This is a genomic window from Rhizobium skierniewicense (genome assembly GCF_014196515.1).
GTDB lineage: Bacteria > Pseudomonadota > Alphaproteobacteria > Rhizobiales > Rhizobiaceae > Agrobacterium > Agrobacterium skierniewicense.
Genome location: NZ_JACIDV010000013.1, coordinates 76,336 through 92,012, shown reverse-complemented (window position 1 = coordinate 92,012; position 15,677 = coordinate 76,336). Strand labels below are relative to the sequence as shown.

The 15,677-nt window shown below is 56.6% G+C and carries 15 protein-coding genes and 1 pseudogene; 13 read left to right on the top strand and 3 right to left on the bottom strand.

Annotation, left to right across the window (positions count from 1 at the left end):
- Positions 1-2 precede the first annotated feature (2 nt).
- On the bottom strand, positions 3-1,217 hold the full coding sequence (locus tag GGQ73_RS18845) for an NADP-dependent isocitrate dehydrogenase (protein WP_183897419.1): 1,215 nt from the start codon (positions 1,215-1,217) through the stop codon (positions 3-5).
- Between the two features lie 210 nt (positions 1,218-1,427).
- Here GGQ73_RS18845 and GGQ73_RS18840 point away from each other — a divergent pair, with 210 nt between their 5' ends.
- The 8 genes and pseudogenes from GGQ73_RS18840 (at position 1,428) to GGQ73_RS18805 (ending at position 8,157) form a co-directional block, all read left to right on the top strand.
- Positions 1,428-1,958 carry a hypothetical protein gene (locus tag GGQ73_RS18840; protein ID WP_183897418.1) on the top strand — a complete coding sequence of 177 codons (531 nt, stop codon included), beginning with the start codon at positions 1,428-1,430 and terminating at the stop codon, positions 1,956-1,958.
- A gap of 77 nt (positions 1,959-2,035) precedes the next feature.
- Positions 2,036-2,866, top strand: coding sequence for an RNA methyltransferase (locus GGQ73_RS18835; protein WP_183897417.1), 831 nt, complete (start codon positions 2,036-2,038; stop codon positions 2,864-2,866).
- Positions 2,847-3,674 carry a glutamate racemase gene (murI, locus tag GGQ73_RS18830; RefSeq protein WP_183897416.1) on the top strand — a complete coding sequence of 276 codons (828 nt, stop codon included), beginning with the start codon at positions 2,847-2,849 and terminating at the stop codon, positions 3,672-3,674. Before GGQ73_RS18835 ends, murI begins: the two co-directional genes overlap by 20 nt.
- Before the next feature lie 679 nt (positions 3,675-4,353).
- The gene (locus tag GGQ73_RS18825) at positions 4,354-4,869 is read left to right on the top strand and encodes a GNAT family N-acetyltransferase (protein ID WP_183897415.1); all 516 of its coding nucleotides are present in this window, start codon (positions 4,354-4,356) and stop codon (positions 4,867-4,869) included.
- Positions 4,870-4,968: 99 nt separating this feature from the next.
- Positions 4,969-5,205: a HigA family addiction module antitoxin gene (locus GGQ73_RS18820; protein WP_183897414.1), complete on the top strand. Its 237-nt coding sequence runs from the start codon at positions 4,969-4,971 to the stop codon at positions 5,203-5,205.
- Between the two features lie 138 nt (positions 5,206-5,343).
- Positions 5,344-5,586: pseudogene (locus GGQ73_RS18815) on the top strand (LysE family translocator); the annotation flags it as partial.
- A 42-nt stretch (positions 5,587-5,628) separates the two neighbouring features.
- Complete coding sequence (locus GGQ73_RS18810) at positions 5,629-6,507, top strand: EamA family transporter (protein WP_183897413.1); 879 nt, start codon at positions 5,629-5,631, stop codon at positions 6,505-6,507.
- Positions 6,508-6,636: 129 nt separating this feature from the next.
- Positions 6,637-8,157: a helicase HerA domain-containing protein gene (locus GGQ73_RS18805; protein WP_183897412.1), complete on the top strand. Its 1,521-nt coding sequence runs from the start codon at positions 6,637-6,639 to the stop codon at positions 8,155-8,157.
- 37 nt (positions 8,158-8,194) lie between these two features.
- On the opposite strand, the gene GGQ73_RS18800 is transcribed toward GGQ73_RS18805, so the two are convergent.
- Entirely contained in the window at positions 8,195-9,178 is a 984-nt protein-coding gene (locus GGQ73_RS18800; RefSeq protein ID WP_174153104.1) for a TerC family protein, read from the bottom strand.
- Between the two features lie 442 nt (positions 9,179-9,620).
- Here GGQ73_RS18800 and rpsD point away from each other — a divergent pair, with 442 nt between their 5' ends.
- Positions 9,621-10,238, top strand: coding sequence for a 30S ribosomal protein S4 (rpsD, locus tag GGQ73_RS18795; RefSeq protein WP_042619322.1), 618 nt, complete (start codon positions 9,621-9,623; stop codon positions 10,236-10,238).
- Positions 10,239-10,302: 64 nt separating this feature from the next.
- Here rpsD and gph read toward each other — a convergent pair whose 3' ends face one another.
- On the bottom strand, positions 10,303-10,992 hold the full coding sequence (gph, locus tag GGQ73_RS18790; RefSeq protein WP_234911027.1) for a phosphoglycolate phosphatase: 690 nt from the start codon (positions 10,990-10,992) through the stop codon (positions 10,303-10,305).
- Positions 10,993-11,201: 209 nt separating this feature from the next.
- Here gph and rpiA point away from each other — a divergent pair, with 209 nt between their 5' ends.
- The 4 genes from rpiA to GGQ73_RS18770 all read left to right on the top strand — a co-directional run bounded on the left by rpiA (position 11,202) and on the right by GGQ73_RS18770 (position 15,634).
- Complete coding sequence (gene rpiA, locus GGQ73_RS18785) at positions 11,202-11,900, top strand: ribose-5-phosphate isomerase RpiA (RefSeq protein ID WP_183897410.1); 699 nt, start codon at positions 11,202-11,204, stop codon at positions 11,898-11,900.
- Positions 11,901-11,917: 17 nt separating this feature from the next.
- Entirely contained in the window at positions 11,918-12,523 is a 606-nt protein-coding gene (locus GGQ73_RS18780; RefSeq protein WP_174153107.1) for a DUF2059 domain-containing protein, read from the top strand.
- Positions 12,524-12,652: 129 nt separating this feature from the next.
- On the top strand, positions 12,653-14,041 hold the full coding sequence (gene gor, locus GGQ73_RS18775; RefSeq protein ID WP_183897409.1) for a glutathione-disulfide reductase: 1,389 nt from the start codon (positions 12,653-12,655) through the stop codon (positions 14,039-14,041).
- Between the two features lie 216 nt (positions 14,042-14,257).
- A complete protein-coding gene (locus GGQ73_RS18770) occupies positions 14,258-15,634 on the top strand; it encodes a class II 3-deoxy-7-phosphoheptulonate synthase (RefSeq protein ID WP_174153108.1) in 1,377 nt (458 codons plus the stop codon).
- Positions 15,635-15,677 lie beyond the last annotated feature (43 nt).

Here is a 15,677-nt window from a genome sequence, read left to right as displayed (position 1 = left end):
GATCAGGCAGCCATGGCTACTTTAAGGTTTTCGTCGATCTTGTCGAGGAAGGCAGTCGTGGACAGCCAGGGCTGGTCTGGGCCGATGAGCAGCGCCAGATCCTTGGTCATGTAACCGGCTTCGACGGTTTGGACGCAGACGGTTTCGAGCGTGGCTGCAAACTTCGCCAGTTCCGCGTTGTCATCCAGCTTGGCGCGGTGGGCAAGGCCACGGCTCCAGGCGAAGATCGACGCGATGGAGTTGGTCGAGGTTTCCTGGCCCTTCTGGTGCTGACGGTAGTGGCGCGTGACCGTGCCATGTGCGGCTTCTGCTTCAACCGTGCGACCATCTGGCGACAGGAGGACTGAGGTCATCAGGCCAAGCGAACCGAAGCCCTGCGCAACCGTATCGGACTGGACGTCGCCGTCGTAGTTCTTGCACGCCCAGACATAACCGCCGGACCACTTGAGCGCGGATGCGACCATGTCGTCGATGAGGCGGTGTTCATAGGTGATGCCGATTTCGTCGAACTTCGCCTTGAATTCCGTCTGGTAGATTTCTTCGAACAGATCCTTGAAACGGCCGTCATAGGCCTTGAGGATGGTGTTCTTCGTGGACAGGTAGACAGGCCACTTGCGCATCAGGCCGTAGTTCATGGATGCGCGGGCGAATTCGCGGATCGACTCATCCAAATTGTACATGGCCATGGCCACGCCAGCGCCGGGCGCGTCGAACACGTCCTTCTCGATGACTTCACCGTCTTCACCGACGAACTTGATGGTCAGCTTGCCCTTGCCGGGGAACTTGAAGTCCGTTGCCTTGTACTGGTCACCAAAAGCGTGGCGACCGACGACGATGGGCTTGGTCCAGCCTGGAACAAGGCGCGGAACGTTCTTGCAGATGATCGGCTCGCGGAAGATAACGCCGCCGAGAATGTTGCGGATCGTGCCGTTCGGGCTCTTCCACATCTGCTTGAGGTTGAATTCCTTGACGCGATCTTCGTCTGGCGTGATTGTCGCGCACTTGATGCCGACGCCGTGCTTTTTGATGGCGTGGGCCGCATCGACCGTTACCTGGTCGTTGGTAGCATCGCGGTTTTCAACGGAAAGATCGTAATATTCGATATCGAGATCGAGGTATGGCAGGATCAGCTTGTCCTTGATGAGCTGCCAGATGATACGGGTCATTTCGTCGCCGTCGAGATCGACGACCGGATTGGCTACCTTGATCTTTGTCATGAATTCCTCACCTTCGAGAACGATTGCGCCGGGAGGGCGCTATATGCAAAAAATATCCCGTGGGGCTATAGCATCGTGCGCGGCGAAGGCAAAGCCATGCACATGTTTTTTTGGTTCTAAAACAACCTGAAACGCGTTGCCAAAACCCATCGGCGAATTAAAGTCTGGCGAATCGCTTACGTCGTGTAAGCCTTATTCCAGGACATCATCATGCGGAAAATTCTGCTCGCCACTGCGGCTCTTCTCTTTGCGACCAACGCCTTTGCGGCAGACCCGACGGAGCCGGTCAAGAAGGTGATGGACATCACCGTCAAGAACTGGTCGGGCGAGGCGGATGACTGGAAGTATATCTTCGACGAGGATCTGCTGACCACGTTGTTCAGTAAGGCATTCGTCGCGCAATACCGCGAAGCGTCCAAGAAGCCAGCGTCGGAAGTCGAAAGCGGCGATAAGGGCGACCCCTTCGGCTACGACGTGGTGACCAATTCTCAGGATGGCTGCCCGCTGCAGGACGTGAACATCACACCGGCACCCGCAAAGGACGGCGTGACGGATGTCACCGTGACGTTCAAGCTTTGGGCTTGCATGGATGAAGCCGAGATGAAGTCGACCGTCGATCAGGTCAATTTCGACGTGATCGAAGAAGACGGTAGGCCTGTGATCAACGACATTCACCGGGTTGGCGACGAGGGCCGCGATTCCCTGCTTCAGGAGATGACGAACATCATCAAGGGCGAATAAGCGGCATTTGGCCGCCGCTGCCTTTGATTTGTCCGGAAAACTGTGCCAGTGAAACGCCGAAATATTGGAAGGCGACCATGGCAGGCACAAATAGCGAGCTGGAGCTTCTCGCAGAAGGTCCGGCGATCATTCTCGTTGAACCTCAGCTGGGTGAAAACATCGGCATGGTGGCGCGTGCCATGGCCAATTTCGGCTTGGCGGAATTGCGCCTCGTCAATCCGCGCGATGGCTGGCCGAGCGAGAAGGCCCGGGCGGCGGCGTCCAAGGCCGATCACGTGATCGATAGAACGCAGGTGTTCGCGACCATTGAGGAAGCGACGTCCGACCTGCAATTCACCTATGCGACGACTGCGCGCGAGCGCTACGGTTTCAAGCCGGTGCGCGCGCCCGTGGTTGCGGCCGAAACCTTGCGGACGAAATTCAGGTCTGGCGAGAAAACCGGCATTCTGTTTGGTCGTGAGCGCTGGGGACTTACCAATGAAGAGGTTGCGCTGGCCGATGAGATCGTGACCTTTCCGGTCAATCCGGCCTTCGCTTCGCTCAACATCGCGCAGGCCGTGTTGCTGATGTCCTATGAGTGGATGAAGTCCGGCATGGAGGATTTGAGCCAGACATTGTTCGAACCTTTGGAGCAGAGCCAAGCAACGAAAGAGCAGCTCTATGGCCTGTTCGACCAGATGGAAGAAGCGCTGGACGCGCGGGGTTACTTTCGCCCTGAAGGCAAGCGGCAACGGATGATCGAAAATCTGCGCGCCGTCATATCGCGCCGGGCGCTGACGTCCCAGGAAATCAACGTCTTGCGCGGTGTGTTCGGCACGTTCGACAAATATGGCCGCCAGACACCACGCGGCAGCAACGGTCCTTACGCTGAGGGGAGCAATGCAAGAGATGACGGCGATAACGCCTGATAGCGTGAAGACGGCGCTCAAGCCGGTGCTGGTTTTCGACAGCGGCATCGGTGGACTGACCGTTTTGCGCGAGGCACGGGTGCTGATGCCTGAGCGCAGCTTCGTCTATGTTGCTGACGACGCCGGTTTTCCCTATGGCGGATGGGAGGAAGATGCGCTGACCGAGCGGCTTCTTTCGTTGTTCGGGACCTTGATCGATACGCATCAACCGGAAATCTGCATTGTCGCCTGCAACACGGCGTTTACACTGGCGGGTGCGGCTTTGCGTGCGACGTTTCCAAAGATGACATTCGTCGGCACAGTGCCAGCCGTAAAGCCGGCGGCGGAGCGCACCCGCTCAGGGCTCGTGTCCGTGCTGGCCACGCCCGGTACCGTCAAGCGTGCCTATACGCGCGATCTCATTCAGTCTTTCGCGTCGCAGTGCCATGTGCGTCTGGTGGGGTCCGAAAATCTGGCGCGCATGGCCGAATTTTGGATCAGGGGAGAGCTGGTTCCGGACGAGGCCGTTCTGGCTGAAATTTCGCCTTGCTTCATCGAGGAAGAAGGCAGACGTACCGATATCGTTGTGCTGGCCTGTACGCATTACCCTTTCATGGCCAACGTCTTTCGTCGTCTTGCGCCTTGGCCGGTCGACTGGCTGGATCCGGCAGAGGCGATTGCCCGTCAAGCGCGACGTAAAGTCGAACTTGTGGAGGGTGCAGAGCATCCCGAAGGCTTCGACGCGGCGATTTTTACATCCGGCCAGCCCGACTTCACGACCCGACGCCTGCTGCAGGGGTTTGGATTGAAGGTTGGCGCTCGCACGTGACGATTGTTGCATTTTTGCATCTTCTTGTTTAATCGATTGCAATTCGCGATTGAACCTCTTGAATTGTCTAAAAAGCTGTGTCAAAAAAAACAGGCTCGCAACTCAAACAACAGGAGGCGTCTTATGAATACATTTATGCATCATCGCCTTTCTGGCGTAGCAGGTTCGATGGTACCGGTCCTCACCGGAATTATGACGCCATCTTACCGATAAGGTCCGTTTAACCGGCCCTTTCTCTGCCTCTAGGCATTTCTCAAACTAAACTCGTCGCAAAGCGATTGTGTCGTTGCATATCTGCACGTCCGTCGTTCTGCACGTCTTTTCTATCGCAAAAGGACCTGGTAGCTTCGTGGCGCCGGGATGGATTTCCTATGTCCGATGAACAATCTATACGTGTAAACGATGTTTCGAAAGCTGTCGACGATCTCTTCCTGCATTTTGGTGTCTGGACGACATTCAAAACCATGGTGGTCGTCGCCTGGCAGCATAGGCATGCCAGACAGCATGTTTCGCATCTGTCCGACCACCTGCGGCGTGACATTGGTCTGCCTGCCAGCAAATATCGGTCCGAAATACCATTGATACCCCCTTGGGCGTCACGCTTCTGAGGGGGGTGTCTCCCTGGCGTCATCTGGCCGGGGAGGCTTTCGAGTGATCAAGCTGGAATTGCGAATTTACCATGCAGACTTCCATACATAAACTTTTAGCCTCCGACGCTCAGGCCTATCGCGACCTTCGTCTTGAAGGCTTGGCTGCACAGCCGGAAGCGTTCGGTGCTTCGTTTGAAGACGAGGCCGTGTTGTCGATTGCCGACTTCGCTCGACGCCTCGAACAGGGAAACGTTTTTGGTGCTCGTCGCACAGATACGAATGAAATGGTTGGCGTCGTTGGCCTTCACATTTCGACGGGGCTGAAGATCATGCATAAAGGCGCGATTTGGGGCATGTATGTGCGACCAGAGATGCGCGGCTCGGGCGTCGGTGCTGCCCTCATCAAGTACGCATTGGACTATGCCAAGCCGCTCGTTGAAGAGGTCAAGATTAGTGTCGGTGCGTCCAACTTTGCTGCCCACAAACTGTATATCAAGATGGGGTTTGAGCAGTATGGGTTTGAACGGCGCGCATTGAAAATCGGGCGAACCTATTACGATGAAGTGCTGATGGCGATGGTTCTCAATCCGCCCACCGAACTGTGATGGCACGGGAGGCTGTTCATTTGGCAGGCGACGTTTCGGTTCATTGATCATGATGTCGATCAGGTCGATCGTCAGGATTACCGCTGAAGGAGCGATATGATGATGAAATTTCCGGCTCATCCCGGTGAACTCTTGCGGGAAGACGTCGTTGGCGCGCTTGAGCTTTCCGTGACCGAGGTAGCAGGCAGGCTTGGTATGTCGTCCCGCGTCTCCTTGTCCCGCGTTTTAAATAGCCGCGCACGTATCAGCCCTGATCTTGCGCTAGGCTTGGAGCGGGCCGGTGTCAGCACTGCCAAGGCGTGGATTGCCATGCAGGCCAATTATGATTTGGCATAGGCTATGGCGCGGCATCAGCCACACATTCGTCCTTTGACCGACAAAGCTGCTTAGTTCTCAATTACTGCTTGATCTCTTTTCGGCGTGATAGCTCGCCTCATGATTATCAATAGGGATGTCATCATGCCGATAGAAAACTGGCTGGCCTTCCTGCCGCAGTTTCTGACGCCATCACTGCCGTTCTGGCCTCAGGTGATGATCTTTGAAGTCACGTTCCTTGTGCTTGCTACCTTTAACGCGGCTCTTTATGGATTGCTGGCAAGTGCGGCCCGCAATTCCATTCGAAAGCCCAGAGTCCAGCGTATCGTCAACCGTACAGGCGGAAGCCTGCTGATCGGGGCTGGCCTGTTGACCATGGGTTGGAAGCGCGCCGCCGGTTAAGAACGCCGCAATCTCGTGCGGCACCCGATTGGATAAAACAAAATGGCCGTGCCGCACATCTTTCTCGCCCTGATCACCGTGTTTTTGTGGGGCTTCAACTTCGTTGTTATCAAGGTCGGCGTCATGGATATGCCGCCCTTGTTTTTGACGGCGTTGCGATACTTCTTCGCTGCCGTGCCGCTTGTATTCTTCATGTCGCGCCCGAAAGTTCCGTGGAAGCACATGATCGTCTACGGCATGGTGATGGGCTGCGCGCAGTTCGGGCTTCTCTACACGGCGATCAAATGGGGGCTTCCCGCAGGGTTGGCGTCACTGGTCATGCAGTCGCAAGCGTTCTTTACCATGGCGCTGGCTGTGACGTTGCTGGGTGAAATTCCCTTGAGATCGCACATTGCGGGCGCCGCCGTCGCGTTCAGCGGCTTGGCCGTAATTGGTCTCGAGCGTCTTGATATCGACGCCATGGTGCCGCTGCTGATGTGTGTTGGTGCTGCGTTTAGCTGGGCCATCGGTAATATCGTCAATCGCAAGGTTGGCAGTGTGAATGCCATCTCGTTTGTCGCCTGGACAAGCCTCGTGCCCGTTTTGCCGCTTGTCGCGCTATCGCTTGTACTGGAAGGTCCGCAGGCTATTTCGGCGGGCCTTGCGACTGCCGATATGATAACGGTTCTTGTCGTCGTCTACATGGCCTACGGAGCAACCATAGTCGGTGCTGGCATCTGGAGTTTTCTGCTTTTGCGATATCCCGCAGGCACTGTTGCGCCGTTTTCATTACTCGTTCCCATCGTTGGCTTCCTCGGTGCGTATTTCGCCTTTGCGGAAGAAATCACCGTGCTGGAGATCGTCGGCAGCTCACTTGTGGTCGTGGGGCTGGCGCTGAACGTGTTCGGTCGCCGCCTGTCGTTCAGGCGGGCTTCCGCCTGACCCCACAATATTCCCTGTGCATTGTCGTTGACGCCGCAGGGCATTTGCTGATTTTCTTGGTAAAGGAGATGCTCGGGGTCGTTTCGACGAATCGGCGTTCATCCAATCGCAGTGCAGGGAATTTTTAAATTGCAGGTCGGCATCGACATGGGAACCCTATCGGGCGGGCAGGCAGCCAAGCTCGATATCGAAGAATTGCTTGCGACACGTTTGCTGGTGCAGGGCAACTCCGGTTCCGGCAAATCGCATCTCCTACGCAGACTGCTGGAGCAATCCGCGCCTTGGGTACAGCAGGTCATTATCGATCCCGAGGGCGATTTCGTCACCTTGGCCGACAAGTTTGGCCATGTGGTGGTGGACGGCGAGCGCACCGAGGGTGAACTGTCCGGCATTGCCAACCGCATTCGTCAGCACCGGGTCTCGTGCGTTTTGACGCTGGAGGGTCTCGACGTCGAGCAGCAGATGCGTGCCGCAGCCGCTTTCCTCAACGGTCTGTTCGATGCTGACCGGGAGTTCTGGTATCCGGTTCTGGTGGTGGTGGACGAAGCGCAGATGTTTGCGCCCTCCGTTGCGGGCGAAGTGAGCGAAGACGCGCGCAAGATGTCGCTGGGCGCCATGACGAACCTGATGTGCCGTGGCCGAAAGCGCGGCCTGGCGGGCGTCATTGCCACGCAGCGTTTGGCCAAGCTTGCCAAGAACGTGGCGGCTGAGGCCTCCAACTTCCTGATGGGCCGCACCTTTCTCGATATCGACATGGCGCGAGCTGCCGATCTTCTCGGGATGGATCGTCGTCAGGCGGAGATGTTCCGCGATCTTCAGCGCGGCAATTTCGTGGCACTGGGACCGGCGCTGTCACGTCGTCCTCTGCCGATCATCATTGGCGCGGTCGAGACGTCAGCGCGGTCTTCCTCGCCCAAGCTCATGCCGCTGCCCGATTCGCCGCAGGATGTCGAAGACCTGATCTTCACGCCCGATCCCGAAGAATTTTCAAGGACACCGGTCAGGCGCACGCCTCCCGCGCCACGGCCAACCACGGATATTCTGGCGGAGCTTTCGCGCTCGACACCTGCGATTGGCGGGCCGGAGCCTCAGCAACCGGCCCAGCGCAGCACCCAGCCGGAGATGTCACCGGAAGAGCGGGGTGAAAAGATTTCCGCTGTTCTCTGCGAAATCATGGACGATCCGCAATCGGCCTATCGCACGGATGCCGTGCTCTATCAGGAGTTTCTGGTGCGCGCCCGTATGCGCCGCATTCCCGGCACACCCATGGCGCTTTCCGAATTCCGTCGGCAGGTTGCCATCACGCGCTCAGGTGTGGATTTGGAGATGGCAGCGACCGAGAACTGGGAGAAGGCGCTGGAGCTTTCGAAAAACGTCTCCGACGATTTGCAGGGCGTGTTCCTGCTTCTGGTCAAAGCGGCACTCAAGGAGGAGCCTTGCCCTTCCGACGCGCGGATCGCTCGCGCCTATGGCACGCATTCGGCACGGCGCGCCCGCATGTTGCTGGGTTATTTCGAGGAGAAGGAACTCGTCGTCGTGCATGCGGACTTTTCCGGCAAGCGCATCGTTGCGTTCCCCGATCTTGACGCAAAAACCGCGCCCGGAGATGCGGACGCGGCTGAGGAAATCGTCAAGTTTGCGGCTGAGTAATGCATGGAGGCAGCTTTCGCCGCCCCCACACCAGACCTTACTCGACGGTCTTCTTTTCGTTGCGTGTCGCAAACAGCGAGCCAACAACACCGGTCACGAGGATTGCGACGGTCACGCCCAACGAGACGGCAGGTGGAATTTTCGCAATGCCCAGCATGTCCGCCAGGAAGATCTTGGAGCCGACGAAGACCAGAACACCAGCCAGCGCATATTTCAGGTAAGCGAAGCGGTGGATGAGGGCTGCCAGCGCAAAGTAGAGTGCACGCAGGCCAAGGATCGCGAAGATGTTCGACGTGTAGACGATGTACGGATCGGTCGTGATCGCGAAAATCGCCGGGATCGAGTCGACCGCGAAGATGAGGTCCGCCAGTTCCACCATGATGAGGGCGAGAAACAGCGGCGTTACGAATGTCTTCAGCTTGCCCGTGCGCGGGTCCGTTTCCTTGACGAGAAACTTCTCGCCATGAAGCTTTTCAGACACAGGAAGGCGCTTGCGAAGGAAGTTGAGGATAGGGTTCTTGCCGATATCCTGTTCTTCGTGGTTTGCGGAAAACAGCATCTTGATGCCGGTGAACACAAGGAACGCAGCAAAGATGTAAAGAACCCAGTTGAAGTTCTCAACGATCGCAGCACCCGCAGCAATCATGATGCCACGTAGCACGATGACGCCCAGAATACCCCATAGCAGGACACGGTGCTGGTATTGGCGTGGAATGGCGAAGTAAGAGAAAATCATCGCGATGACAAAGATGTTGTCCATCGCGAGACTTTTTTCGATCACAAAACCCGTGAGATATTCGACGGCAAGCTGCTCGCCGGATTGATACCATATCCAGCCACCGAAGGCTAAACCGATACCAATGTAGAATGCCGACATCAGCATGCTTTCGCGAATGCCAATTTCTTTCGAGTTCTTATGCAGGACGCCAAGGTCCAGCGCGAGAAGACCGAGAACCAACGAAATAAAAACAGCCCACATCCATGCGGGCTTGCCGAGAAAATCAATAAGGAGGAATTCCATCAGTCAACCTTTGGCCGGACGAGGTTGGCTTTTCGGATGGGGAACGTGTGACAAACATAGACGCGGCCCCAACCTAAAGAGACTCGACATCGCGTATTGTCCGGTAATACGCCAGAGGGGCCCGAGTCCTGATCACGGACGGGAAATAATGTGGCAAAATCCTGTTTCAAGGGGATCGACGAATTTTTTTCTCGTTGACAATTTTATGAAGGCCACCTAGAAGCCGCTCAACACCGGGCAGCGATGCTCGGTGTATTCTGTTGATCGCCCTGCAGCTTACAAGTTGTCGTTCGGCGGTCAACATCACCGACATGTCCCGTGGCTTCTCCATTCGCAAATGTGAGAAACCTGTCAGAGGTCCTAAAACGGGACCTCAGAGGAGGGCGTGTTTCCTTGATCCGGTTTGGCAACAAACCGGTGTAACATTCTGAAAGGAAATACGATGAGCAAGCGCGAATCGTCTAAGTACAAAATTGACCGCCGTATGGGCGAAAATATCTGGGGTCGTCCTAAGTCCCCAGTAAACCGTCGCGAATACGGCCCAGGCCAGCACGGTCAGCGCCGCAAGGGCAAGATGAGCGACTTTGGTACGCAGCTGCGCGCCAAGCAGAAGCTCAAGGGCTACTATGGTGAAGTTCGTGAAAAGCAGTTCCGCGCAACCTACGACGAAGCCAACCGTCGCAAGGGTGACACATCCGAGAACCTGATCGGTCTGCTCGAGTCCCGTCTGGACGCGATCGTATACCGTGCAAAGTTCGTTCCGACCGTTTTTGCTGCTCGCCAGTTCGTCAACCATGGCCACGTCACGGTGAACGGCGTTCGCGTCAACATCGGTTCTTACCGTTGCAAGCCAGGCGACGTTATCGAAGTTCGTCAGAAGTCCAAGCAGCTGGTAACGGTTCTCGAAGCTGTTGCACTCGCAGAGCGTGACGTTCCTGACTACGTCGAAGTTGATCACAACAAGATGGTTGCGACATTCGTTCGCGTTCCTGCACTTGCCGACGTGCCATACGCTGTCGTCATGGAACCACACCTCGTGGTCGAATTCTACTCGCGTTAATCAAAGCATATCAGAGATCGAAAAAGCCGCCTTTCGGGGCGGCTTTTTTGTTTGTGCTGTTGCCTCAAGCGGCGGCAACCCGCTTTGAAATCAGTCGTTCGATCAGGGCAGCATCCAATTCATCGTAGCTATCGATCACCACGTCCGGCCCAAGCTCGGCCATGGGCACATCCGTGTAGCCAAAAGTGACGCCGACCGATGGTATATTGGCATTTTTGGCGGACGCGATGTCATTGAAACTGTCGCCAACCATCACGCTTTTAGCCGGGTCTCCGCCTGCTTTTTCAATGGTGCCGGTGATATGGCGCGCGTCGGGCTTGCGCCACTCGAACGTGTCGCCGCAGGTGACGACGGCAAAATGTTGGCTAATGCCCAGTTTTTCCAGAAGCGGAACCGCCAGAACGGTCGTCTTGTTTGTGCACACGGCCAGTGTGAAGCCGGAAGCCGTCAATCTGTCGAGAGTCGCTATGATGCCAGGGTATGGCTTACTGTTTCCGGGGATTTTTTCGAGATAGTGTGCGATGAAGCGCTCGTAGAGCGGTTCCAGATCGTCGTCGGACAGTTCTTTCTCGCGTAGGGAAAAGGCTCGCTTGATCATGACACGTGCGCCATGGCCGACGAGGTGTTTGAGGTCGCCGTAGGTCGTGGGTGCAAGACCAGCGGCCGATATGGCGTAGTTCAGGCTGTCGATAAGGTCGGGGGCTGTGTCAACCAGTGTACCGTCGAGATCGAATATGACGAGAGGAGAAGTCAAGGCATGCCTCATGGTGTGCTGTGTATTGTCCCGCCAAGGCTAAGCATTGCCATGGGCATTTGCAATGAAACCTTTGAATCGTCGCATCTAGCGCTTTCAAGGGGCTTTCGTTTGCTATTCGACCCGTGTAAACAGCACGCCAGCGTGAGGCTGCGCATCGCAGGACCCATACGTGGATCGATTGGTATAGACCCGGAGTTTGCAGCCGAATGGATGCCCGCCAAATGAAGATCAAGGCCGCAGAAGCGGCGTTGTCCCATGTCGAGGACGGAATGCGCCTTGGCATTGGTACCGGCTCAACGGCAGAGGAATTCGTCAGGCTTCTGGCTGAAAAAGTTTCTCACGGGCTGACCGTGCAGGGCGTTCCGACATCAGAGCGTACGGCGCGGCTGTGCGTCGAGCTTGGTGTTCCCCTAAAGTCTCTGGACGAACTGCCGGAACTTGATTTGACCATCGACGGTGCCGATGAGGTCGATCACGCCTTGCGCCTCGTCAAGGGCGGCGGCGGCGCGTTGCTGCGTGAGAAAATCGTCGCTGCTGCCTCGTCTCGCGTCATTGTGATTGCCGATCAGAGCAAGGTGGTGGAGACGCTTGGCGCGTTTCCGTTGCCCATCGAGATCAATATTTTCGGGCAGGTTGCAACCCGCATCGCTATCGAGACAGTGGCTTCGAAATTGGGCCTTACGGGCGATTTGAAGCTGCGGTCTCTGGAGGATGGTCCCTTCAAAACAGACGGTGGCCACCTCATTTTCGACGCATCTTTTGGCCGTATTCCTGATGCAGAAGCACTGGCACGCGAGCTGAACGCCATACCAGGTGTTGTCGAGCACGGACTTTTCATTAATCTGGCATCGCTTGCCATTATCGCCGGGCCGGATGGCGCCCGTGTTATGCAAGCGAAGATATAACAGGAGCGAGAGATTTCATGATCAAACTTGCGGGACTGGGCAAAGCTGCCGCTGCTTCGATCTTCATTTCCGGCATCGTGTTCGGCACCGCCGTTCGGTCACAGGAAATTTCCGAGGAGCACATCACCGCTGCAAAGCAGGCGATTGCATCACTCGGCGTCACTGACCGTTTCGACAACATTCTTCCAGGTCTTGCGGAGCGTTTGAAGACCGAACTCATTCAGGCTTCGCCGAACGTGCAGGACGCCATCAGCGAGACCGTCGATGCCAAGGCCCTAGAACTTGCACCGCGCCGTGCCGACCTGGAACGCGAAGCCGCGCTGACCTATGCGCGCGCTTTTTCGCTGGAGGAACTGAAGGCGATTGCTGCTTTCTACGGTAGCGAGACGGGTAAGAAATTGTTGAAGGATGGGCCGATTGCAACGCGTGAACTGATGAAGGCTGCCGACATCTGGGCTGCTGGTATCAACCGCGATCTCAACACGTCGAGCATGGCAGAGCTTCAGAAGGTTGCGGGTGCAGACCTTCAGCCACTTCCGGCCAACAATTCCAACACCGGTGGCGCTCCGGGCGCAACGGCTGCGCCTGCGACTGCGGCACCGGCGGCCAAGCCAAAGCCCTGAGTACTTCAGCAAGCTTTCAGAAATATTCAAAGCCCGGAGTTCACTCCGGGCTTTTCTTTTATGGGGCGCGCCACCTATATGGGTGCATCAGGGATGGTAGCGATCATCCTTCCCATCAGAGGCTTTCCCATGACATCTTTCGATTATGATCTCTTCGTTATCGGCGGCGGTTCCGGCGGCGTGCGTAGCGCCCGCGTTGCTGCGTCGCTGGGCAAGCGAGTTGGCATTGCCGAGGAGTATCGTTATGGCGGGACATGCGTTATCCGCGGCTGCGTACCGAAAAAGCTGTTTGTCTACGCATCGCAATATCGAGAGCATTTCGAAGATGCTGCAGGCTTCGGCTGGACGGTGGGTGAAAGCCGTTTCGACTGGAAAAAGCTGATTGCCGCAAAAGACAAGGAAATCGAGCGTCTGGAAGGTCTCTATCGGAAAGGTCTGGAGAACGCCAAGGCCGATATCTTCGATAGCCGCGCCGTGCTGGTCGATGCCCACACGGTCAAGCTGATGACAACCGGTCAGACAATGACCGCAGAGCGCATTGTGATCGCGGTGGGCGGCACACCCAATCCGCACGCGTCTTTGCCCGGTCATGAGCTGACCATTTCGTCCAATGAAGCTTTCCATCTGGAGGCTCTGCCCAAAGCCATTCTGATTGCGGGTGGCGGTTACATCGCCGTCGAGTTCGCCAATATCTTTCATGGACTGGGTGTTGAGACGACGCTGATCTATCGCGGCAAGGAAATCCTGTCGCGTTTCGACAATGACATGCGCGCCGGTCTGCATGCGGCCATGGTCGAGAAGGGGATCCGCATCATTCTGGAAGACGTGATCCAGGACGTTAGCAAGGACGGGGCAGGTGGTCTCGTTGCGCGCACCAAGCAGGGTCATTCGCTTGCCGTCGGAGAGGTGATGCTGGCGCTTGGGCGCGATCCGAACACGCAGGGCCTGGGTCTGGAAAACGCTGGTGTCGCGCTCAACGAGCGGGGTGCTATCATCGTTGATGAGTATTCGCGAACCAACGTACCGAGCATTTTCGCCTTGGGTGATGTCACCGACCGGGTACAGCTGACGCCCGTGGCGATCCATGAGGCCATGTGCTTCATTGAAACCGAGTTCAAGAACAATCCGACCAAGCCGGATCATCATCTGATCGCGACAGCGGTCTTTTCGCAGCCGGAAATCGGTACGGTTGGTCTATCCGAGGAGGAGGCCGCTCACAAATTCGACGAGATCGAGGTCTATCGCGCCCAGTTCCGCCCCATGAAGGCGACGCTTTCCGGCCGTTCCGAAAAGACGATCATGAAGCTGATTGTCAATGCGGCAGATCGCAAGGTGGTTGGCGCCCATATTCTGGGTCACGACGCGGGCGAGATGGCGCAGCTTCTGGGAATCACACTGAAGGCGGGATGCACGAAGGATGACTTCGATGCCACGATGGCTGTTCACCCCACGGCCTCTGAAGAGCTGGTGACGATGTACACGCCAAGCTACCGGGTCAAGAACGGAGAGCGAGTGTAAACCTCGTGAGACACAGACCAATGACCGAGACCTGATCACAGCCACAGAAATTAAATCGGTTGAAATCGGTTTTCTTTGCCATATTGGCCTAAAATCAGGATAAAGGCGGTGCCCCTGAAAGGATCAGCTTTGCAAAGACCATGCTTGAAGCTATAAGCCGCGCAACTTTCGAGATCGCTACGTCAGTTGATGTTGGCGCAACACCAGGTGAGTATCATGGCACAGAATTGGACACCCGGTAGCTGGAGACATAAGCCTATCCAGCAGGTTCCTGAATACCCGAACGCGGCTGCGGTTGCGGCAACGGAAGCGACGCTTGCAACCTATCCGCCTCTGGTGTTTGCCGGTGAAGCGCGCCGTTTGAAGAAGCAACTGGCAAGCGTTGCCGATGGCGAGGCATTTTTGCTTCAGGGTGGTGATTGCGCAGAGAGCTTTCTGGAACATGGCGCCGACAACATTCGCGACTTCTTCCGCGCATTCCTGCAAATGGCCGTCGTTCTCACCTATGGTGCGCAGCTTCCCGTCGTGAAAGTCGGTCGCATTGCCGGTCAGTTCGCCAAGCCGCGCTCGTCCAACATCGAGACGCAGAATGGCATCAACCTGCCATCCTACCGTGGTGATATCATCAACGGCATCGAGTTCAACGAAGCCTCGCGCGTGCCAAACCCCGAGCGTCAGCTGGATGCTTATCGCCAATCAGCCGCAACATTAAACCTGTTGCGCGCGTTCGCCATGGGCGGCTATGCCAACCTTGAGAACGTGCACCAGTGGATGCTCGGTTTCGTCAAGGACAGCCCGCAGGCTGACCGTTACCGCAAGCTGGCCAATCGCATTTCCGAAACCATGGACTTCATGAAGGCGATCGGCATCACGGCGGACAACCAGCCCAGCCTGCGCGAGACGGATTTCTTCACCAGCCATGAAGCCCTGCTTCTGGGCTATGAAGAAGCGCTGACCCGCATCGATTCGACGTCTGGCGATTGGTACGCCACATCTGGCCATATGCTGTGGATCGGTGACCGCACCCGCCAGCTGGACCACGCCCATGTGGAATATTTCCGCGGCATCAAAAATCCGATCGGCTTGAAGTGCGGCCCATCCTTGCAGCCCGACAATCTGATCGAGTTGATCGATGCGCTGAACCCGACCAACGAAGCCGGTCGCCTGACGCTGATATGCCGCTTTGGTCACGACAAGGTTGCCGACAGCCTGCCGAAGCTTATCCGCGCCGTGGAGAAGGAAGGCCGAAAGGTCGTGTGGTCTTGTGATCCGATGCATGGCAACACGATCACGCTCAACCACTACAAGACGCGTCCTTTCGAGCGCATTCTGTCGGAGGTCGAAAGCTTCTTCCAGATCCACCGTGCCGAAGGCACGCATCCGGGCGGCATTCATATCGAGATGACCGGCAAGGACGTAACGGAATGTACGGGTGGTGCGCGCACGGTCACGGCGGATTCGCTGTCTGACCGTTATCACACCCATTGCGACCCTCGGCTCAACGCCGATCAGGCGCTGGAACTGGCGTTCCTTTTGTCCGAGCGCATGAAAAGTGGCCGTGACGAGAAGCGCATGGCCGTCGTCAACGGCTGATATCTCACCTCAAACACAAAAACGCCGCCGGAGAGATCTGGCG